Genomic DNA, 22,187 nt, shown 5'->3' with positions numbered 1-22,187 from the left:
TCCCCCCGCCTTGCGGGCAGCGCGGGCGTCGCTCGGGTCCGCTCAGGCCGCGAACTCAGGCGACGAACGTTGGCTTGACCCCGATGGCGCGGGCGAGGCGGGTAAAGCGGCGTTCGACGGCCTCGCTGAGGAAAGCCGCGCCGTCGCTCGGTACATCAAGCGTCAGCGTCCTCTCGGTTAGCCGCAACCGTGTCTGAGACAGAAGGCCGGGGGCGCCCCCGGACAGAGTATGGGCGAGACGCAGGCCGAGCCCGGTCATACGTGCCCGGGCGAGGCGCCGCTCGTCGAGAAGCGTGCGCACCGGCGCGGCCATGTGATCGTCTTCGTTGCCGCCATAGCGGATCAAGGTCGCCAGCGCCGTTTCCGCGCGATCGGAATGGGAGAGACCGGGGTATGGGATTCGCAGCACCCGATGATAGGCGTGTAGCGCCCGATAGTCTGGATGCTCGCTCCAGCCGATGTCGCTGAGCAGGCAGGTCGCCAGACGCAGCCGGCGTTCACCCGGGGTCTCCTGCAAGAACAGCGGGCTGAGCCAGTCGAGCATCTCCGCGCCGCTGATCGAAAACCGGCTCGTTCTCTCCGCTGCCATCTCGCAGGCGCTGATCAACGGGTCCTGGCGACGCATCGCCGTTGGCAGCAGTTCCAGCATCTGGCCCTCGCGCATGCCATAGGCCGAGAACACCACTTCTTTCGGCTTGGCCGCGTGCAACAGCGCGGACAGCGCCGCCGCCGCGAACGGCAGTGTCTGCTGGCGCGCCGCCGCCACGCCGGGCAGTCGCTCGAGCGTGTTCAAGCTGAGGCTTGCGATCAGTTCGGCCAGTTTGCGCGCCTGGAAAAAACCGATGGTATAATTGTCGACGACATGCAGGGGATGATGCGTCTGGTCGATGAAGACACGGGCCAACGCCCGCCACGAACCGCCGACGCAAAAGATCGTGCGCCCGCCGATGTCTTTGAGCCATGGCACGTCGGCGAGCCTCTCGTCGAGGATGGCCCGCGCCTTTGCCCGGTCACCGCCCGATTCCTCGCCGACGCGCAAGTGACCGCCGGGCAAGGTGGCGAAGCGCCCGACCTCGCCCTTTTCGAGACTGACCAGATCAAGGCTGCCGCCGCCAAGATCGCCCAGCATGCCGTCGGCGTTGGGTGTGCCGTTGAGCAGACCGACCGCGGCAAGACGCGCCTCTTCGGCGCCGGACAGAACGTGGACCGGAAACCCGCAGGTTTCCTCGATGCGGGCGACAAAGGCCGGACCGTCAACAGCGTCGCGAACGGCGGCCGTCGCCACCAGTTCCAGCCGCTCGATTCCCATCGCCCGGGCGAGGCGCACGAAGCGCAGCAGGCTGCGCCGGGCTTCGTCGATGCCTTTGGGGTTGAGCCGCCCGGTCTGCCCGAGACCGGCGCCGAGCGCGCACTGCGCTTTTTCGTTGAAGATCGGAATCGGCAGCCGTGTCGGGACGTCGTAGACGACGAGACGCACGGTATTGGAGCCAATGTCGACGACGCCGACACGGCCGGGGACCGGACGGTCGTCATCACCGCGTCCGTACGGCTTGCCCTCGCCGCACGCGTCCAACACCCGCGCAGGCCCCTCCGGGTCACGTGTATGAGGATCGCTGTCCGCTCCCGCCATGTCGCTCCCAATGCTCGTTCAGAGTCTTTCAAACCTAGGCTTTGTGCCTATCACGCCAGTAAAGCGCGAACACCCTGGTGGAGACAACAGGGGTAGGAACGTTTAGCATACGTGCCAACGACAGGGATCAGAAAATGTTTAGGACAGCGGAACTCGGGCGTTGCGTGCCCAAGGACGAATATCATACCGCCGTACCGCAACTGCGCGCTGGCCTGCTCGAGGTTCAGCAGCAACTCAGGACGGCGCCATTTCCGGTGATCATCGTCTTCGGCGGTGTCGACAAGGGCGGTAAGATCGAGACGATCAATCTTCTGAACGAATGGCTCGATCCGCGCTGGTTGATCACGCGCGCCTACGGTCCGCCCTCGGACGAAATGGCCGAACGTCCAGAATACTGGCGGTACTGGCGCGATTTGCCACGCAAGGGGCGGATCGGGCTGTTTTTGCGCTGCTGGTACTCGCGCCCCATCCTCGACCGGGTCTACGGCCAGACGAGCGAGGCCGAATTCGACGCGGCGCTTGATCGCATCATCGCCTTCGAGCGCTGCCTGACGGACGACAACGCGCTGATTCTAAAATACTGGATGCATCTCGGCAAACAGGCGCAAAAGGATCGGCTGACCAAGCTCGAGGCCAATCCACTGACACGGTGGCGGGTAAACAAGAGCGACTGGGATCATTGGCATCTCTACGAGAAGTTCATCGCCGCCGCAGAGCGCACCATCCGGCGCACATCGACTGGCCGGGCGTCGTGGCAGATCGTCGAGGGCGCCGACAAGCGATACCGCAGCCTGACTGTCGGCAAGTCCATCCTCGATGCGATCCACCACCACCTCGAGGAGATCGAACTGCACGCAAGGGTCGCCGACGAACTCCGGGCGCGCGTTCGCGCCGAGCCCGAGGGCATACCTCCCGAAGAGCCCGATATGGTGGAGACGGCGACGAAGACCATCCAACTGCCGCGGGTCAGCGTTCTCAGCCGGCTCGATGTCACCCAGGCGATGGACAAGAAGCCCTACGAGAAGCGTCTCGAGGAATTTCAGGGCAAGTTGAACCATAACTGCCGCCGGGCGAAGGAACTCGGCATTTCGTCACTTCTGGTCTTCGAGGGCTGGGACGCCGCCGGCAAGGGCGGCGCGGTGCGACGGATTGTCGCGGCGCTCGACGCCCGCGACTACGAAGTCATCCCCATCGCCGCGCCCACCGACGAGGAACGGGCGCAACACTACCTCTGGCGCTTTTGGCGGCACCTGTCCCGCGCTGGCCGGATGACGATTTTTGATCGCAGCTGGTACGGCCGCGTCCTTGTCGAGCGTGTCGAGGGCTTCGCTACGGACAACGAATGGAAGCGCGCCTACGCTGAGATCAACGAGTTCGAGGACCAGCTCATCTGCCATGGCATCGTACTGTGCAAGTTCTGGTTCCACATCACCAAGGACGAGCAGCTCGCCCGCTTCCAGGCCCGGGAGGGAACCGCCTACAAGCGCTGGAAGCTGACGGACGAAGACTGGCGGAACCGGGAGAAGTGGGACATGTACGAAGCCGCCGTTGACGACATGATCGAGCATACGTCGACGACATCGGCACCGTGGACCCTCGTCGAAGCGAACGATAAGCGCTTTTCCCGCATCAAGGTCTTAAGCACCGTCGTCGAGCGCCTCGGCGCGGGAATCGCGCGCAGCGAGACGGCGGGCCCGCCGCCGACGCAGTGAAACCAACTGGAGAAGTCAGGATGAGCGATACGCCGAGCAAGCCGGATCCGTCGATCATCGACGACGAAGGATTGCACGAGTTTGTCGTCGTTGCGACCGAGAGCAGCGAGACGAACGACGAGGCGACGATCGAACTGCCGTCACTGGATAACTCGCGGATCGCGTTCGATGTGGCGTTCGATGTGGCGTCCGATTCGACGGCGGAGAAATCGCCCGCCGTCAACTTGCGGGCCTACGAGCTTTATCTCAATCGCGAGCTGACATGGCTTCAGTTCAACTTTCGCGTGCTGAATGAGGCCCGCGACAAGCGCACCCCACTGCTCGAGCGCGTCAAGTTTCTGGCGATCGCCGCCGGCAACATGGACGAGTTCTTCATGAAGCGTGTCGGCGGCTTGAAACAACAGATCGGCGCAGGCGTCCACAGGCTCAGTGTCGATGGGCGGACGCCGGGTCAGCAACTCGACGAGTGCCGCATCGTCATGGCGGAGTTCCGGCGCCAGCAGCGCGAGGTTTATCTCGATCTGCTTGTCGATCTGGAGCACGCCAACATCCGCATCATTCCGTTCTCGGCCCTTGAGTCCGCGCAGCAGGACAGCATTCGCGCCCACTATCAGGACAACATCTTTCCGCTGATCACTCCGCTGGCGATGGACCCGGCGCATCCCTTTCCGTTCATCTCCAATCTTTCCCTCAACCTGCTCGTCACCTTGCGCTTTCCCAAGGAGCGCCAGACGACGATGGCGCGCGTCAAGGTCCCCGTCGGCGGGGGCGTGCCGCGGTTCTTGAAGGTGGGCAACGAGAACCATTTCGTCCTGCTCGAGGACGTGATGGGAAATTGCCTCGAAGACCTCTTCCCCGGCATGGAAATCGCCTCTGTCGAGTTCTTCCGGGTGACGCGCAACTCGAACACGGAACGCGGCGAGGAGCAGGCGGACGATCTGGTGCAGATGATCGAAGCGGAACTGCGTGACCGCAAGTTCGCGCCCATCGTCCGCCTCGAGGTTGAATCCGGAATCAGCACCAATCACCGTGGGATGCTGGCGGCGGAACTCGGCCTCGACGAGGACCTCGATGTTTACGAGACGGACGTCATGATCGGCATGCGCGACCTGTGGGATCTCGTGCGCCTCGACATTCCGCAGCTTCACGATGCCAGCCATCAGCCGATCGATAACGTCAAGCTCCAGGATAACGACAGCATATTCCATATCATTCGCGAGAATGGCCCGATCCTGCTGCACCACCCTTACGAATCATTCGCAACCTCGGTGGTTCGCTTCGTCCGTGAAGCCGCCGAGGACCCCAAGGTGCTGGCGATCAAGATGACGCTCTATCGCACCTCGAAATCGACGATGATCATCGATTACCTGATTGACGCGGCCGAGAACGGCAAACAGGTGGCGGTAAACGTGGAGCTGAAAGCGCGCTTTGACGAGGCGGCCAACCTGCGCTGGGCGAGCCGCCTGGAAGAAGCGGGCATCCATGTGACGTACGGCGTGCTCGGCCTGAAGACACATGCAAAGGCGATCCTCGTCATCCGCCGCGATTACAACGGGCTGCGTCGCTACGTGCACATCGGCACCGGCAATTACCACGCGGGCACGGCGCGCCTTTATTGCGACCTCGGCCTTCTGACCTGCGACAAGGATATCGGCGTCGATCTCAGTGAATTGTTTAATTATCTGACGACCGGCTGCCGCCCGGCGCACAGTTACCGAAAGATACTCGCCGCGCCACACTTAATGAAGAAAGGGCTACTGGCGAAGATTGATCGCGAAATCGCCGGTCATTCACTGGACTCGCCTGGCCTGATCCGCTTCAAGGCGAATGCGCTCGAGGACATCGACATTGTCGAATCCCTCTACCGCGCCTCGCAAGCCGGCGTCAAGGTTGAACTGATCATTCGCGATACCTGCCGGCTTCGCCCCGGCCTCGCAGGAATTTCTGATACGATCACGGTGGTCAGTGTTGTCGGCCGCTTCCTCGAACACGCGCGCATCTACTACTTCCGCAACGGCGGCGATGAGGAATACTTCATCGGCTCCGCCGACACCATGTCGCGCAACCTCGAGAGCCGGGTGGAAATTCTCGTTCCGATCGAAAATCACAGCTTGCGCAAGGAATTGCATGCGTTGTTTGAAACCCAGATGAGCGATCAGCGAAGCGTTTGGGATATGCAGCCGGACGGCACCTACGTGCAGCGCCGCCCATCACGCGGCTCGCGCGGCCGGCCTTGTCAGGAAATTCTCGTCGAGGCATCGCGATTGCGGGCCGAGCGGGCGCGTCGCCTGCGCAAGGTCAAGCCGCGCGCCTTCGCCCGGCGAGGGCCAAAGTGACGGCGTACGCGAAGCCGAAGGCGGGGATGACGAAAACGCTGTTCCTGCTGCGGCATGCCAAGTCGAGCTGGAAGGAGACGGGCCTCGAAGACTTCGATCGTTCGCTCAATCGTCGAGGCCGCGCCGCGGCGACGGCCATCGGACAGTACCTCGCCGAAGCGAACATCGCGCCGGCGCAAATTCTCTGTTCGTCGGCCAAAAGAACGCGCGAGACGCTCGAGCGTGTCCAAGGCGCGCTCACTACCGCTGTTCCTACCCGTTTCGAACGCGGAATCTATCTAGCGGAGGCGCCGGCGCTGCTGCGGCGGATTAAACGGCTGAGCGACAGCCTCGCCTCGGTGATGATCGTCGGCCACAATCCGGGTCTGGAAATTCTTGCCGAGATGCTGATCAATGACGGAGACGAATCTTTGCGCCAGGCGCTGGCGGCGAAATTTCCGACCGGCAGCCTGTGCATCATCAAGGCGGATGTCGTTCACTGGGCCGAGTTTAAAGCGAGGTGCGGCCAGCTCGTAGCGTTTGTCTGTCCGCGTCAACTGATCGGAGAATGACCGTCTTCGGCCTTGCTTCCCATCGGCAAGTCCGCTGCAGGCCGTCAGTCGAGCGAACCACGCCACGGTGACAGACGGCGCGACCGCGTCTCACCGCTTCCCATGGATCGCGCCGGTCAGGTTTCGCACGACGCGGCGTTGAGCTTTGCCCGGGAAACGCCGATTGTTCGCGCCGTTATCTCAGCTAAACCGGCTGGCCGGTCGTCCCGCGCGACGCGTACCATCGGGCGACGCAGTTTCGGGCAAAGGAAATCGCGCTTGGCTTTGATCGATACCTGGACCAATCCGGACCGTCTTCTGAAGACCTTCGAAAGCGCGCGCGCCTGGCTGCTGGCGAACGTGCTGGCGCCGCAAACGCTGGCCCAGATCGCGGCCGCGGCGGGAGCGTTCCTGCTGGCCTGGATCATTGCACCCCGCCTGCGCGCGATGATCGATCGGCGCCTGATCCCCCACCTGACCAACCTGCGGGCCCGGCAGGTGGCGTACGGCGTTCTGGCGCTGACGTTGCCGATCCTGTGGCTACTCGGCGAATGGCTGATAATGGTGGCAGCCGCCCGGGCGGGCTGGCCCCACCCGCTGGTCAAGGTGATCACCAGCCTGGTCGCCGCATGGATCGTCATCCGCATTACCGCGAACCTGGTTCGCGATCCCTTTTGGTCCAGAGCGATCGCCGTTGTCGCCTGGACCCTCGCCGCACTGAACATCCTCGGCCTTCTCGACGATGCCATGGCCGTTCTCGACGGTGTCGCGTTCGATGTCGGCAAAGTGCACATATCGGCCTTGGCGGTGATCAAGGCGGGATTGCTGCTGGCATTTCTTCTCTGGGGGGCGAACCGCCTCTCGGTGCTCGTCGATCGCCGGCTTGCGGCCTTCCCTCGATTGACGCCGTCGGTCCTGCTGTTGTTCGGCAAGCTTTTCAAGCTCAGCCTCTTCGCCATCGCCGTGCTGGTGGCACTCGGTAGTGTCGGCATCGATATCACCGCGCTCGCGGTCTTTACCGGCGCGATCGGTGTCGGCATCGGCTTCGGCCTTCAATCGATCGTCAGCAACTTCGTCGCCGGCATCATCCTTCTCGTCGAACGTAGCCTGAAGATCGGCGATTTTGTCGAAGTATCCTCGGGCGCGCGCGGAGTGGTGCGCGAGATCAACATCCGCAATACAGTCATCACCACCAACGATAACATCGACATCATCGTGCCGAACTCGGAGTTCGTGAACGGAACCGTCACCAACTGGACATTCGGCGACGCGTATCGCCGCATCCGCGTGCCGTTCGGCGTCGCCTACGCCTCCGATAAGGAAATCGTGCGCAAGGCGGGACTGGAAGCCGCTGCGGCCGTCGATTTCACGCTGACCGACCAGCCGAGGCGCGCGCCGCAGGTCTGGCTGGTGAACTTCGGCGATTCGAGTTTGAATTTCGAGCTTGTCGTGTGGATCAATCCCGACGCGGTGAAGCGGCCCGCCGCCGTCAATGCCGCCTACTGCTGGGCGCTGCACACGGCACTCGAGAAATACGGCATCGAGATCCCCTTCCCCCAGCGCGACCTGCATATCCGCTCGACGATTCCTTTGGACGTAAAACCCCAAGCGCCAGCCGCCGAGGCGGATCAGGGCGGCTGACGCCGCCCCGTCGCCAACATCGCTTCGCCCGCCTTGTTGGGCCTTCGCGGCGGGACCGTCATCGCGCCGCGGCGGGCATAAACCGCGCCAGCGCGTCCTGTGCCGCGCCGCGCAGGGCCGGCGCCGCCGTGGGTGCCTGCGCCACAGCCTGGTAAGCGGCGAGGGCGTCTTGGGTCATCCCGGCATCCTCGGCCAGCATCGCCACGATGAACCGCGTCGCCAATGATGCGGGCTGCCCCGCCTCGGCATCGGACAGCCACATAAAGGTGGCGACGACATCCGCCGCCGGCGCAGCCGAAAGCCAGCGCGCCACCAACGGTGAGCGCTCGCTGCCCCGTCGCCACGGCGCGTTGTGCTCGAAGTACCGGGAGAGGATGGCCTGCTGGCCCACCGTCAGATCGCGCTTTTCCACCCGCATCTCGTTCAGCGCGCGCACAAGCTCACGGTCCGCCGCGTTGTCGGTCGAATCGGTCAGCGCGGCGAGCTGGAGCGTGGCAACGAACGCGTCTTCGCGTCCTTCGCGCCGTGCCGCGTCAAAGTGCGCGCGTGCGTGCGCCTGCCGCTCGTCGTCCCCCTCGCCCGCTTCAGGGTTAAAGCGGCTGAGAATCCAAAAGCCCCACATGGCGTGCGCATAAGGGTTGCCCGGGTCCTTCTCGAGCGCGCGCGCGAACAAGGCGTCGACCTCAAGGCCGGCACGCCCGTCGCGCTGGCGCAGATAATTAGCCCAACCCATGTGCGCCAGGGCGTCGGCGGCCCGCCGGGGATCTTGCGCGTTGACCACACCCCGCGCCAATGCCGGCAGCAATCGCTCGACGATGTCCGAGAAGCGGTCCTCGCCGCCGACGCGGATGTCGCGCAGCCATTGCATGGCGAGGGCGATTTGTTCGTCGCGCGCCTGCGGCGAGCCGGGATTGAGCGTCAGCGCATCGCCAAGGAGCTGCCACGCCCCGGCATAATCGCCGGTGCTTCGCTGCAGTTCGGACGCGCGCACCAACTCGTCGATCGCCGCCGCACGATCGCGCCAGTCCGAGTAGAGTCCATCGAGCTGCTTGAGGGTGAAAATAAACGAAATCAGCGCTGTGGTTCCACCGATCCACTTGAGCGCAGTACCGACAAGTTTCCAGCGATTGCGGACTTGCGACGATCCGCAGTGCGGGCAAACGCTGGCACCCGGACGGATCGGCTCGCAACACGACGAGCATTCCTTTTGCGCCGGCCCGTCGATCGCGTCCGCCATGTTGCAAGGTCTCTTTCCACCCCGTCAGCGCGTCGCGTTCGTCGGACGACGGCTGTACACCGTTCGGGGAAAAACTCGCATCAACCGTCGATTCACGCAAGAGCGGCGCCTGAGCTTCGCGCTATTCGAGACCGAGTAACATTAACGCCAAACGCATTCGACGAAGGTCGAGCCACCAAAGTCTCCCTGTTTCTCTTCGAATACTCGGAGCATCTTTTCCGGGTTCGCGATCTACGCGTAATTCGGGGGCGGGTGGGCCAAAGAGCCGAAAAGCCGGTGCTCGCAAAACAATGCACCCGAAGGCGGTCCCAAGAGAGGCTTAGGCAACAAACATCGTTTGAGGAGGAGACGTGCCATGCAAGTCGAGAAACTATGGCAATTTCCGATTAAGGAATTCCATCGCATTCCGCGCGGCCTGCTTGGCCCCGGTGCTTATGAGTTGGTTGGCGTCGAGGCGAAGAAACTGGGCTTCAAGCGATCGCTGTTATCGACCAGCGGTCTTCGTGGCACGGGAATCATCGACGACATCGTCGGCAAGGTGAAGTATCAGGGCATCGACGTCGTCGTCTATGACAAGATCGAGTCAAACCCCAAAGACTACAACTGCATGGAGATCGCCGATCTCTACATGAAGGAGAAGTGCGACAGCTTTATCTCGGTCGGCGGCGGCAGCACCACGGACGCGACCAAGGGCGCCCGGCTGGTCATTGCTCACGACGGGCGCAACATCAACGAATTCGATGGGTTTAACAAGTCCGAGAACCCCGACAACCCGCCGCACATTGCCGTCAACACCACCGCCGGCACCGGCTCGGAGACAAGCTGGGCCTTCGTCATCACCGACACGACGTCGGAAAAGGCCCCCTACAAGTGGCTGGGCTTCGATGATAACTGCCCGGTGACTCTGAGCATCAACGACCCGGTGCTGTTTTTCTCCTTGCCGCAGGACCTGACCGCCTACTGCGGTTTCGACGTGCTGGCGCACGCGTCCGAGCCCTACGTTTCGCGCCTCGATTTTCTGCCGAGCCTCGGCAGCGCGTTGAAGGCGATCGAGCTGATCTCGCAGAACCTGCGCCGCGCGGTGTTCGAGCCCAGCAACTACGACGCGCGCTACAATATGATGTACGCCTCCTACATCTCGGCGCAGGCGTTCAACAGCGGTGGTCTCGGCATCATCCACTCGATCTCCCATGCCATCAGCGCGTTCTACGACAGCCACCACGGCCTGAACAACGCCATCGGCCTGCCGCGCGTATGGGAGTTCAACATGCCCACCTGCTACAAGCGGTTCCGCGATATCGCCCGGGCGATGGGCGAGAACGTCGACGGGCTGAGCGACGTCGCCGCCGCCGACCGCGCGCTCGAGGCGGCGGTCAAGCTCAGCAAGGACGTCGGCATCCCCGAGAACTTTTCCAGCATCGGCACCTACACCAAGTCGCAGATGGGCAAGGGCAAGTATGCCCAGTGGATGAACGGCGGCATCAACGGTGACGATCACAACGTCGATCGCATCACCAAGCACGTGCAGGGCGACGGCTCGACTCCGGGCAACGCCCGCGAGGTGACCTACGCCGCTGTCGCGCCGGTGGTCAAGCACTCCCTGGTCGGGTCCTATTACTGAGCCGGCTCGCGCCGTTTCCTTTAACGAAAACCGGATTCATCTCTAATTCGGGAGATGAATCCGGACCGCGAGAGCTGGCATGTTCGAAACGATTGGACAAACAATCGAGCAGTTGGCGGCGCAGAACTACATCTGCGACCGCAAGCTCGCCACCGTCGCCTTCCTCGCCTGGAAGATGTGCAAGCCGATCCTCATCGAGGGGCCGGCCGGTGTCGGGAAGACGGAACTGGCCAAGGTCATCGCCCGGGCGTCGGGCCGCGATCTGATCCGCCTGCAGTGTTACGGCGGGCTCGACGAGGCGCATGCCCTTTACGAGTGGGAATACAGCAAGCAACTCCTCTATACCCAGATCCTGCGGGACAAGATCAGCACCTTCTTCGCCAACGTCGACGATCTGCACGAGGCGGTGGAGCAGTTGCGACGGCATGAGAACGTCTTCTTCTCCGAGCACTTCATCGTTCGTCGTCCGATCCTGCAGGCGATCAGTGCCGAGGAGCCGGTGGTGCTGCTGATCGACGAGATCGATCGCGCTGAAGAACAGTTCGAAGCGTTCCTGCTCGAGTTCCTCAGCGATTTCCAGGTTACCGTGCCGGAAATCGGCACGGTAACGGCGAAGACGCCGCCTTACGTGGTGATTACCAGCAACAATACCCGCGACCTCAGTGATGCGCTGAAGCGCCGCTGCCTGCATCTGTTCATCGGCTATCCCGACGAGCAACGGGAGCTGGAAATCATCCGCCTGAAGGTTCCCGGAATTAGCGCCACGTTGGCGACGCAGGCGGTCGACGTCATTCGCCGCATGCGCAGCCTTGATTTGCGCAAGGCCCCCAGCATCAGCGAAACACTGGATTGGGCTCAGGCGCTCGTTCTGCTCAATGTCGAATCGCTCGACCGCCGGGTCCTCGAGGAAACACTGCAGCTGTTGATCAAGTACGAGCGCGATACCCGCCAGGTCAGCGAGCGCCTCTCCTGGCTGCTGGAGGGCGAAGAGTGGACACCGTCCGCCTCGGAATCGGGCTCGGCGCTCGGAGATCGCGGGCGTCCCGTCCCCATCGGCCCGCGGCCGCCGCTCAAGCAGGCCGAGCCCGATATTCACGACATGGAAGCCCGACGGCGCGAGCACGCGGCCCGCTACTTTGGGCGTGACCGGCTTCGTCCGGAGTCATCCGGCGGGGAGTCGTGATGGACGCGGCGATCAATCGCTTCATCTTTCTGCTCAAGCGCAGTGGCGTCGGCATTTCACCGGCGGAATCGATGGATGCCGTTCGCGCGCTGATGCACGTCTCCCTCGCCGAGCGCGAACTCGTGCGCTGCGCCTTGCGCGCCACCTTGATCAAGGATCACCGGGACGAGGCGGTGTTCGACGAACAGTTCGAGCTGTTCTTCGGCCTTCCCGCTCCGTCGTCGCCACCCGCCGATGCGCCCGAAATTCCCTTCGAGGCGCAGCCGCTCGCGGCGGAAAAGCTCGTTCTCGATCCGGAGGACGAGGACATACCGGTCGGCAACGGCGAAACCACGCCGCAAGAGCGCATGAAGATCCAGCCGGGCAGCCTCGCCGAGCTCGGTCAGAATTTGATCTTAAAACGGGCGCAATCTCTGCTCGATCCAGTGATGCAGCGGGCGACCCACCAGATCAACGCCCGGCGCGCCGGCTCTTCTTCCCGACCGGGCGATCTGAACTTCTCCGACATTCGCGATACGCTCGACGCTGATCTCATCGCCGGCGCGGTCGAGCGGTTGCTTGCGGATCTGAAGGATCTCGACCTCGACGAGGCGCTGCTCGACGCCCTGGCGCAGCAGGCACCCGCGATCGTCGAGGCGCTGCCGGAAACGCTGAAGCGATTTCTTGAAGCCGAACTCGCGCGCAAGGCCGACCGGGAGCGCGTGGCCGAGCCGCGGCGCCGCCGCGCCGTAGAACATGGCTTCACCGAGGCCGAACGCTCGGAGATGGCGGAGATGGTCCGCCGTCTCGGCCGTCGCATGCGCGGCGCGCGCTCCTATCGCCGCGTGCTCACGCGCAAGGGGCGCATTCACGTCGCTCGAACCTTGCGCAACAGCATGGTCTACGATGGCATCCCGTTCCATCCGGTAACGACGAGCCTGCGCCGGGAGAAGCCACGCATCGTCGTGATCTGCGATGTCAGCCTTTCGGTGCGCAACGCCGCGCGATTTACCCTGCATCTCGTCTACAGCATGCAGGCCCTGTTCGATCAGGTGCGCAGTTTCGTCTTCGTCAGCGATCTCGCCGAGGCCAGCCAGTTCTTCGAGCGGTCAACCATCGAAGAGGCCATCGCCGCGATCTTCGACGGCGAACTCATCGACTGCGATGCCAACAGCAACTACGGCCGCGCGCTTGAGATCTTCTATGAACGCCACCTTTCGGTGGTGACCGGCGAGACGACGGTGATCATTCTCGGTGACGGACGTGGCAATCGTAATCCGCCGAACGTCTGGGTATTGGAGGAAATCCGCCGCCGGTGCCGGCAACTCGTCTGGCTGTCTCCCGAACCCCGGGGAAGCTGGGGCCTCGGCAGCTCGGACATGCCGCTCTACGAGCCGATCTGCCATCGCGCCGAAGTGGTGCGCAATCTCGATCAACTGGGCCAGGTCGCGGACGAATTGGTCCGCGGTTATACCGCCGGTCCTCACGGCCATTAGAAAAGGTGCGTGCACGAACGATGAGCCATTTGACGTTCTCCCGGCTGCGACACTCCGTCCTCGTCAAGGGACTCTCGGAGCGCGCGCAACTCCTGGCGTCGAGCCGGCATTTCTCCATTTTCGCGATGATCGACGTGGAAGCTTCGGGCCAATGCGCAGCCGATGCGGCGGGCGACGACATCATCGTCGTGCACGACTTCACCCGTGACCAGATCGACAACAACATCGGCTCTTACGTTGCCAATGAGCTCCTGCCCCTGATCGCCGCCTTGCGGCGCGCCAATGGCTGCGACGAGTACGGTTTCGGCGAGCATGAGACCTTCGAGCGTTACGTCGGCGAGATCGTGCGCTCGATCGACGGCAGCGAGCGACGCGCGTGGCATCTTTACTACGACAATACTCTCGCAGCGCTTCGCGCCCCCGCACTCGCGAACGGTGGCAACGAAACACCAGACTTCATCGGCGATTTTTCCGCGATCTATCGCCGCGCCGCCGAACTTGCCGCCGAGGTTGGGCCGACGACGCTGCTCGACGCCGCGACCTGCTTCGGATTTCTGCCTCTGCTGCTCGCGAGCAATGGCGCGCAAGCCGGCAACCACGACCGGCCGCCGCGCAGAATCACCGCCTGCGATCTCAATCCTGCCCTGGTTGCTCTCGCCGACGACTATGCGCGCGCACGGGCGATGGCCGATGTCAGCTTTTTGCGCGTCGATGTTCTCGCCGACGACATCGAAGGCGAGTTCGCGCCGCTGGCTCCGGCGTTCGAGGTCGTCACCGCCGTTCATCTGCTCGAACACCTCGATGCCGAACAGACGCCACGAGCGATCGACAATCTCTGGCAGCTCACCCGGCGGCGCCTGATCATAGCCGTGCCGCTTGAAGCAGCGCCCGATGCGCGGTTCGGCCACCGGCAGGTATTCGACGAAGAGCGGCTTTCCGCCCTCGGCGAGCGGACCGGCGGCAGTTGCCGGTTTTTCGAGGATCACGGTGGCTGGCTCGTTGTCGACCGTTCCGGTCACCAGAACTAACGACAAAAAGGGAGGCTACGCATGAGCTACGAGACGTTCCGCAAAGGTCTTGAGGCGCCGATCTGCCTGACCTGGGAAATCACCTATGGCTGCAACCTCGCCTGTGTCCACTGCCTGTCGTCATCGGGAAAGCGCCGGCGCGACGAACTGACCACCGCCGAAGCCAAACGGCTGATCGACGAATGGGCGGAGATGAAGGTCTTCTACATCAACGTCGGCGGCGGAGAACCGATGAGCCGGCGCGATTTCTACGAGCTCATGGACTACGCCCTGATGCGCAATATCGGGGTGAAGTTCAGCACCAACGGCACGCTCATCGACGAGCACGCCGCCGCCTGGATCGCCTCTCGCGACTATCTCGACGTGCAGATCAGCCTCGACGGCGCGCGGCCGCAGACGAACGATCCGGTTCGCGGCGCGGGATCGTACGAGAAGGCCCTCCGCGCGATGGAACGACTCCACCGGCATCAATTCCGTTTCAAGATCAACGCGACCGTGACCCGTCACAACCTCGACGAGATCGATGATCTCTACGCGCTGGCGGAGCGGTTTGAGGCCGAGCTGCGGCTCACCCGCCTGCGCCCGAGCGGGCGCGGCGTCAACGTCTGGGACGAACTCAAGCCGACCCACGCGCAGAACCGCGTTCTCTACGACTGGTTGCTGCGGCATCGCGACGTGCTGACCGGCGATTCCTTCTTTCACCTGTCGGCCTATGGCGAGCCGATGGACGGACTCAACATGTGCGGCGCCGGGCGCATCGTCTGCTGCGTCGATCCGGTGGGCGAGGTTTACGCCTGCCCGTTCATGCTGGCACCGGAGTTTTCCGGCGGAAACGTCCGCGGGAACGGCGGCTTTACCCAGGTTTGGCGTTCGTCGCCGCTGTTCGCGCACCTGCGTGAATGGCAGGTCGGCGGAAGCTGCCAGACGTGCAACGCCTATTCCGCCTGCCACGGCGGTTGCATGGCGGTCAAGCACTTCACTGGCCGATCGGTCGACGCCCCCGATCCCGACTGCGTTTTCAACAACGGCGATACGACGTCGGAGTTGGTGGCGGTCGAGTGAACGGACGCCAGCGCCGAGAAGGCGCAGGCATAGCGGACGGCATGGGAGGCGGCGGGAAAAAGGCGAGGGCGCGATGATCAAGCTGCGAGAGAACGAAGCGGCGAGCCTGTTCACGCCGCTGATCCTGGGACGGCGAACGGCCCCGAGCCGGATTGTCTTTGGTACGCATCAGACGAACTTCGCGACGCACAACCGGTTTGAAAAGCGCCATGCCACCTATTACGCCGCGCGCGCCGCTGGCGGTACCGGTGTGATCGTGCTCGAAGGCAGTGTCGTCCATCCCTCCGACCGACCCTACGAGTACGCGATCTTCGGCTATGACAAAGAGGTCGTCGATGGCTACCGCCTGGTCGCCGAGGCGATCCACCGGCATGGGGCGCTTGCCCTCGCCCATCTCACCCACAGTGGCATGCAGGGCAGCAGCCATGTCAGCCAGCTGCCGCTATGGGCGCCGTCTCCGGTCCCGGAGGTCAACAGCCGCGAACTGCCGAAGGAAATGGAGGTCGAGGACATTGCCGCGGTGATCGAAGGCTTCGTTGCCGCGGCCCGGTACGCGATTGATGGCGGGCTTGACGGCGTCGAGATCAATGCCGGGCAGGACAGCCTCCTGCGCCAGTTCATCTCGCCGCTTACCAACCATCGCAGCGACGGGCACGGTGGAAGCCTGGAGAACCGGCTGCGCCTGGTGCGCGCCGTCATCCGCGCCGTGCGCGAGGAGATGGGGCCCGAACCGGTGCTTGGCTTGCGGCTCGTCGGCGACGAATACGCGCCTTGGGCGGGGATCAAGCCGGAGGACGCGTCCGAGATCGCAGCGCTGCTTGCCGCCAGCGAGGGACGGGTGGATTTCATCAGCGTGACCAGCGGCAGCATCTATTCCGCGCACTTGACACGGCCGGGGCTATATATGCCGCCCGCCTTCGCCGCGCACCTTGCCGCCGGCATCAAGGCGGCGGTCGCGGTGCCGGTGATCGCGCAAGGCAGCATCGCCGATGCGCAGACAGCGATGTCCCTTATCGAGCACGAAACCGCCGACGCGGTCGAGATGACCCGCGCGCTGATCGCTGATCCCGACCTTGCGGTGAAGGTGCGTGAGGGCCGCAGTGAAGCGGTGCGGCCATGCCTGCTGTCCAACCAGGACAATATCGTCGGCATGGTACAGAACCCCCGGCTGAGCTGCGTCAACAATCCCGCCGCCGGGTACGAGGGAACACCGGAGTTCGCGCCGTTGACCCGGGCGCCGATGCATTACCGCGTGATGGTCGTCGGCGCCGGGCCGGCGGGCCTGGAAGCGGCGCGGGTCGCCGCCCTTCGCGGTCACGCGGTCACCGTTTGGGAAAAAAGCGAACAGGCAGGCGGGGCCGTGCGCCTCGCGGCGATGGCGCCCGGGCGAGATCGGCTCGGTCTCGCCGTCGACTGGCTGGAAGACCAGGTGCGCAAGCTGCAGGTGATCATCCGCACCGGTATCGCCGTTACGCCTGAACGCGTGCGCGAGGAAGACCCCGACGCGGTCATCGTTACCACCGGCGGACGAGCCGCGCCGTTCTCGCCGGGAAGCGACGGAGCCACGGTGGTCGGCCCGCGCCAGGTGCTGGCCGGCAACGTGGCCGTGGAGGCGGGCAAGGCGGTGGTCCTCGATTCCGTCGGCGATACAATCGGCATGGGAGTCGCCGAATGGCTCGCCGAACATGGCTGGCGGGTCGAGGTGGTGACAAGCGATATGTTCGTCGGCCAGAAGCTCACGGCGTCGATGGAACTCACGCCGTGGAACCAGCGGGCCTGCGCCAAGGGAATCGCCTTTCGCCCGCAGGTCGACGTCCAGCGCATCGTCGGGCGGACAGTGATCGGCGCCGATCGATTTGACCGACAAACGATGACGATTGATGACGTCGACCTTGTCGTCGCCGTCGCCCCCGAAGTCCCCGACGAAGATCTTTACTACGCGCTGAAGGATGAAGGGAGACGGGTGTTCCGCGCCGGAGACTGCGTCGCACCGCGCTATCTGAGCCAGGCGATCCTCGAAGGCTACCGTGCCGGGAGGGAGGTGTAGATGAGTACTCCGTCCCGGTTCCTCTTCACCCCGCTGAAGATCGGCAGCGTCACCGTCCAGAACCGCATCGTCTTCTCGGCGCACCTGACCAACTATGCCGAAGACTTCATGCCGACCGATCGCCATGCCTACTATTACCGCGAGCGCGCGCGCGGCGGGACCGGACTGATCATCACCGAAGAGCACTCGACGCACCCGACCGATCATCCATACGAGAAGCTTATCCACGCGTTCAATCCGAAGGTCATTCCCGGCTACCGGCGAATCACCGAGATGGTCCACGCCGAGGGCGTGCCGATTCTGGCGCAGATCAACCACAACGGCGGTCAAAGCAGCGGGATGTTCACCCGCCTGCCCGCCTGGGCGCCATCGGCCTTGGCCGATCCGTTGTTTCGCGAGGTGCCGAAGGCGGTTGAAAAAGAGGAAATCCAGCAGATCATCGACGGTTACGCCACCGTCGCCGCATACACCCGCAAGGGCGGCTTCGACGGGGTCGAGTTGCAGTGCTCGCATTCCTCGATCGTTCGCCAGTTCCTGTCGCGCAACACCAACCGGCGATCCGACGAATATGGTGGCGGTCTGGAAAACCGGGCGCGGCTCCTGCGGGAAATCATCGCCGCCATCCGCGTGGCGGTCGGCCGCGAGTATGTCATCAGCGTCCGGCTGTGCGGTGATGAACTGATCCGTGATGGCATCACCATCGACGAAGCGGTGGCGCTCGCGCGCATCCTCGAGGAGGACCGCCAGATCGACGTCATCAACACCAGCATCGGCACCGCGACGCAGACGCTCTACATGATCGAGGCGTCGATGCGCATCCCGCCGAACTACGCGATGTTCATCCCGTCGGCGATCCGCAAGGCGGTGCGCCTGCCGGTGATCGGAGTCGGGCGGGTTAAGGATCCGATCCAGGCGGAACGCCTCCTCGTCGAGGGGCACGCCGATCTCGTCGGCATCGTCCGCGCGCAGATCGCCGATCCCGAGTTTGCCCGCAAGGCACGCGAGGGAAGGGCCGACGACATCCGCCTGTGCCTTTCCTGCAATCAGGAATGCGTCGGCCGGATGGGCCTCAACCGCTGGCTCGGCTGCATCGAAACACCGGCGACGGGGCGCGAGCGCGAACTCGGCATCGGCACGCTGCAGCGCGTAAAGGAGGCGAAGCGCGTGATCGTCGTCGGCGGCGGTCCGGCCGGACTGAAAGCCGCGGTGATCGCCGCCCGTCGCGGGCATCGGGTGACGCTGCTGGAAAAGGCGGCGCAACTGGGCGGGCAGGTCGTCTGGGCCTCGCGCGTCACCAACCGCACTGAGTTTGGCGACATCGTGCGCAACCTGCTGCACGAGGTCGAACAGCTTCAGATCGAGGTGCGCACCGGCGCCGAGGCGACTGCCGAGCTCGTCCTTGCGGAGAAGCCGGACGCGGTGGTGATCGCCACCGGATCGACGGTGGATCGCGGCGCCATTCCCGGCAGCGACGGGACCGAGGTGGCCGACGTCACCGACATCCTGTCGGGGACGGTCAAGCCCGGTAAGCAGGCCCTGATCATCGACCGGCTCGGCTTTCACGAAGCCACCAGCACCGCCGAATTCCTCGCCGAGCAGGGGGTCGCGGTCGAGGTGGTGACCCCCACGCTCTATGTTGGCCAGGATCTGGGCGTGACCCTCGATCTTGAGAACTGGTACCGCCAGGCGCGGCGCCTCAAGATTACCTGCACGCCGAACCATTCCGTCCTCAGCATTGAGGACGGCGTCGTTACGGCACTTCACAACTACAGCGGCCAGATCGTCCATTTCCCCAAAGTCGATACCATCGTGCTGGCGATTCACCGCAAGGCGAACTGCTCCCTTTACTCGGCGCTCAAGGGGCGCGTGCAGGATCTGCACCGGATCGGCGATTGCGTTTCACCGCGCCGGGCGCACGCCGCGATCATCGAAGGCGAAAAGGCAGGGAGGGCCATCTGATGGCACAGCCGCCCATCGTTGTCGTCGCTGAGACCGCGCACGGCGAAGTCACGCTGTCGAGCCTCGAATGCGTTGAAGAAGCGCGGGAAATCGCCGATGGCCTGGGAGCGGGCGTCGAGGTGCTCCTTGCCGGGTACGACATCGCTCCGCTGGCCGATGAGTTCGTCGCCCACGGCGCTGACCGGGTTACGGTCGTCGAGCATCCGGCACTCGCCCAGTTCAGTGCCGACGGCTGGCTGGCGGCCCTGGCGCCGCTGCTGCGGGCTGCACGCCCGGCGCTGACGCTGGCACCCGACAGCGGCTACGGTCGTACTTGGCTGCCGCGCCTGTCCGCCCGCTGGCGCGTTCCGCTCGCCACCGGCTGCATCCGCGCCAAGATGATCGAGGACGGCTATCCCGAGATCTACCGGATCAGCCACGACGGAAAGCTGCACGAGCGCCAGATCTGGTCGCGCGGAATGCCGGTCATGGTGATGCTCGCGCCCGGAGTCCGTGGACTTGGCGCCCCACGCGCCAACCCGGGGGCGGAGATCGTGCGCATCACGCCCGCGTTGGACGTCGCCTCCTTGCGCGACCGCACGCTGCGCACCCTGCCACCCGATCCGCACGACGTCGATCTCAGCGAGGCGGAGCGGATCGTTTCCGGTGGCCTTGGCGTGGGCGGACCGGACGGCGTGGCGCAGCTCCAGGAACTGGCGGACGAACTGCACGCCTCACTCGGCGGCACCCGCGTCGTCGCCGATCGCGGATGGCTGCCGTCTGACCGGTTCATCGGCATCACCGGGCGCATCGTCTCGCCCAAGCTTTATATCGCGCTGGGTGTTTCGGGCGCGGGACAGCACCTCGCCGGCATCGGCGGCGCCGAGACGATCATCGCGATCAACATCGACCGTACCTCGCCGATGCTCAAGACGGCCGACCTCGGAATCGTCGGCGATCTTCACCAGATCGTCCCGATCCTCATTCGCAAGCTGCGCGAGATCACGACGGGCGAGGAACCCATTCCTTCCCGTCCGACGACGATAGCTCCACTGCAACTTCAGGTAACCGGCCGATGAGCCCCGACCACTCCCGTTCGTTCGTAACCGCAGCGAGCGACATGACGACGCCCCCCGACGAGCATTTCGATGTCATCGTCGTCGGCGCTGGACCCGCCGGCAGCGCCGCCGCGCTGGTCGCGGCACGCGCCGGCCTGAAGGTGCTTCTGGTCGAACGCGGCGAATATCCGGGCGCGAAAAACGTCTCGGGTGCCTGCTTCTATGGCAGTGCCGTGCTGAACGAGCTGATCCCGAACTGGTGGGAAAAAGCGCCGGTCGAGCGGTACGTCTGCCGCCGCGATCTGGTGCTGATGTCGGAGACGACCGCGGTTTCGATGGATTTTCGCTCGGCCGCGGCGGGTTATGTCGAGCCGCCCTACAACGCGTTCACCATCTTGCGGCCGAAATTCGATCGCTGGTTCGCGGCCCAGGCGGAGGCCGCCGGCGCCTTCCTGCTGACCTCCACCGTCGTCGACGACGTCATCAAGGAACGCGGCCGCGTCGTCGGCATCAAGGTCAGGCGCGAGCATGGCGAGGTCAGAGGCGATGTCGTCATCGCCTGCGATGGCGTGAATTCCTGGCTTGCCAAGAAGGCGGGATTGCAGCGCGATCTGCACGACCACGAGGTTTCGCTCGGCGTCAAGGAGGTCCTCGGCCTCGACGAGGCAGTCATTCGCGAGCGCTTTCATCTCACCGGCAACGAGGGCGTGGCCTACGAATACGTAGGCGCCGTCACCCAGGACGTGCGCGGCGGAGCGTTTCTTTATACCAACAAGTCGTCGCTCTCGGTCGGCATCATCGGACAGGTTTCATCCCTCGTCGAGGCGAAGAAGCGCCCTTACGATATCCTCGAACATTTCAAGTCCCATCCCGCGGTCGCCCCGCTGGTGCGCGGCGGCAAACTGCGCGAGTACTCGGCGCACCTGATCCCCGAAGCCGGCTGGAAGATGATGCCTCAGCTTGTCGCACCCGGCATGCTGATAGCCGGCGACGCGGCAGGCTTCTGCCTCGCCACCGGCCTTTACATCGAGGGCATCAACTACGCGATGCAGTCGGGCATCGCCGCCGCCAAGGCGGCGATCCATGCCTGCGCCTGCCGCGACTTCGGCAAGCATACGCTCGCTCGCTATACCGAGCTTTTATGGCCGCACAACGTCTTCACCGATTTCCGCGCCTTCAAGCACGCGCCTGGCTTCGTCAACGGCAACCGCTTGCAGAACCTCTATCCCGACCTTGTCGCCCACGGCACCGAAATGCTCTTCCAGGTCAACGGGCAGGCGAAGCAGAAGATTCTGCCGCTCTCGTTCAAGGTGATGCGACAGTATAAAGTAAAGTCACGGCACGTTCTGTCCGACCTTTACAAGGTTGCGAGGGCCTACCTATGGTAATGACCACCCACGAAGAAAAGATGCATACGACCCGCTTCAGGGTCGACGACAAACCACATATCGTTGTCGATCCGGATAAATGCAAAACCTGCTCGGTCCGTGCCTGTGTCTATGTCTGCCCCGCCAATCTTTTCGTGCCGCTTGGCGACGGCAGTGTGTTGTTCAATTACGAGCAATGCTTCGAATGCGGCACATGCTTCATCGTCTGCAGCAAGGAAGGTGCCCTGCGCTGGGACTATCCCGATGGCGGATACGGCGTGACGTTCCGCGAATCCTGAAGCTACGGATGGTTTCGCCTCGC

At 63.9% G+C, this 22,187-nt stretch carries 16 protein-coding genes; 14 read left to right on the top strand and 2 right to left on the bottom strand.

Going from position 1 to position 22,187, the window contains the following annotated elements:
• Positions 1-55: 55 nt before the first annotated feature.
• Positions 56-1,630 (bottom strand): Ppx/GppA family phosphatase, encoded by a 1,575-nt coding sequence (locus tag IPK66_05470; protein MBK8174731.1) that lies wholly within the window; start codon positions 1,628-1,630, stop codon positions 56-58.
• A gap of 134 nt (positions 1,631-1,764) precedes the next feature.
• On the opposite strand from IPK66_05470, the gene pap reads away from it, so the two are divergent.
• The 4 genes from pap (at position 1,765) to IPK66_05450 (ending at position 7,849) form a co-directional block, all read left to right on the top strand.
• Positions 1,765-3,342: a polyphosphate:AMP phosphotransferase gene (pap, locus tag IPK66_05465; protein MBK8174730.1), complete on the top strand. Its 1,578-nt coding sequence runs from the start codon at positions 1,765-1,767 to the stop codon at positions 3,340-3,342.
• A 20-nt stretch (positions 3,343-3,362) separates the two neighbouring features.
• Positions 3,363-5,678, top strand: a complete 2,316-nt coding sequence (gene ppk1 / locus IPK66_05460; protein ID MBK8174729.1) for a polyphosphate kinase 1 — start codon at positions 3,363-3,365, stop codon at positions 5,676-5,678.
• Complete coding sequence (locus tag IPK66_05455; protein MBK8174728.1) at positions 5,675-6,229, top strand: histidine phosphatase family protein; 555 nt, start codon at positions 5,675-5,677, stop codon at positions 6,227-6,229. The genes ppk1 and IPK66_05455 overlap by 4 nt, the downstream gene beginning before the upstream one ends.
• 726 nt (positions 6,230-6,955) lie before the next feature.
• On the top strand, positions 6,956-7,849 hold the full coding sequence (locus IPK66_05450) for a mechanosensitive ion channel (protein ID MBK8174727.1): 894 nt from the start codon (positions 6,956-6,958) through the stop codon (positions 7,847-7,849).
• A gap of 58 nt (positions 7,850-7,907) precedes the next feature.
• Here the strand turns inward: IPK66_05450 and IPK66_05445 are convergent, their stop codons facing one another.
• Complete coding sequence (locus IPK66_05445; protein ID MBK8174726.1) at positions 7,908-9,086, bottom strand: zinc ribbon domain-containing protein; 1,179 nt, start codon at positions 9,084-9,086, stop codon at positions 7,908-7,910.
• A gap of 355 nt (positions 9,087-9,441) precedes the next feature.
• Here IPK66_05445 and mdo point away from each other — a divergent pair, with 355 nt between their 5' ends.
• The 10 genes from mdo (at position 9,442) to IPK66_05395 (ending at position 22,164) form a co-directional block, all read left to right on the top strand.
• Complete coding sequence (gene mdo, locus IPK66_05440) at positions 9,442-10,707, top strand: NDMA-dependent methanol dehydrogenase (GenBank protein ID MBK8174725.1); 1,266 nt, start codon at positions 9,442-9,444, stop codon at positions 10,705-10,707.
• A gap of 79 nt (positions 10,708-10,786) precedes the next feature.
• Positions 10,787-11,890, top strand: a complete 1,104-nt coding sequence (locus IPK66_05435) for a MoxR family ATPase (GenBank protein MBK8174724.1) — start codon at positions 10,787-10,789, stop codon at positions 11,888-11,890.
• Complete coding sequence (locus IPK66_05430) at positions 11,890-13,365, top strand: VWA domain-containing protein (protein ID MBK8174723.1); 1,476 nt, start codon at positions 11,890-11,892, stop codon at positions 13,363-13,365. The genes IPK66_05435 and IPK66_05430 overlap by 1 nt, the downstream gene beginning before the upstream one ends.
• A gap of 20 nt (positions 13,366-13,385) precedes the next feature.
• The gene (locus IPK66_05425; GenBank protein ID MBK8174722.1) at positions 13,386-14,393 is read left to right on the top strand and encodes a hypothetical protein; all 1,008 of its coding nucleotides are present in this window, start codon (positions 13,386-13,388) and stop codon (positions 14,391-14,393) included.
• 21 nt (positions 14,394-14,414) lie between these two features.
• Positions 14,415-15,455 carry a mycofactocin radical SAM maturase gene (mftC, locus tag IPK66_05420; GenBank protein ID MBK8174721.1) on the top strand — a complete coding sequence of 347 codons (1,041 nt, stop codon included), beginning with the start codon at positions 14,415-14,417 and terminating at the stop codon, positions 15,453-15,455.
• 73 nt (positions 15,456-15,528) lie between these two features.
• Positions 15,529-17,502, top strand: a complete 1,974-nt coding sequence (locus IPK66_05415) for an NAD(P)-binding protein (GenBank protein ID MBK8174720.1) — start codon at positions 15,529-15,531, stop codon at positions 17,500-17,502.
• Positions 17,503-19,461, top strand: coding sequence for a mycofactocin system FadH/OYE family oxidoreductase 2 (locus tag IPK66_05410; GenBank protein MBK8174719.1), 1,959 nt, complete (start codon positions 17,503-17,505; stop codon positions 19,459-19,461).
• Positions 19,461-20,519 carry an electron transfer flavoprotein subunit alpha/FixB family protein gene (locus IPK66_05405; GenBank protein ID MBK8174718.1) on the top strand — a complete coding sequence of 353 codons (1,059 nt, stop codon included), beginning with the start codon at positions 19,461-19,463 and terminating at the stop codon, positions 20,517-20,519. The genes IPK66_05410 and IPK66_05405 overlap by 1 nt, the downstream gene beginning before the upstream one ends.
• Positions 20,516-21,886, top strand: a complete 1,371-nt coding sequence (locus IPK66_05400) for an FAD-dependent oxidoreductase (GenBank protein ID MBK8174717.1) — start codon at positions 20,516-20,518, stop codon at positions 21,884-21,886. Before IPK66_05405 ends, IPK66_05400 begins: the two co-directional genes overlap by 4 nt.
• On the top strand, positions 21,880-22,164 hold the full coding sequence (locus IPK66_05395) for a ferredoxin (GenBank protein MBK8174716.1): 285 nt from the start codon (positions 21,880-21,882) through the stop codon (positions 22,162-22,164). The genes IPK66_05400 and IPK66_05395 overlap by 7 nt, the downstream gene beginning before the upstream one ends.
• The last annotated feature ends 23 nt before the right edge of the window (positions 22,165-22,187 follow it).

This window comes from Rhodospirillales bacterium (assembly GCA_016712595.1).
Classification (GTDB): Bacteria; Pseudomonadota; Alphaproteobacteria; order Rhodospirillales; family Defluviicoccaceae; genus Defluviicoccus.
The sequence above is the reverse complement of the archived record's forward strand: the minus strand, read 5'-3'. Positions and strand labels throughout refer to the sequence as shown.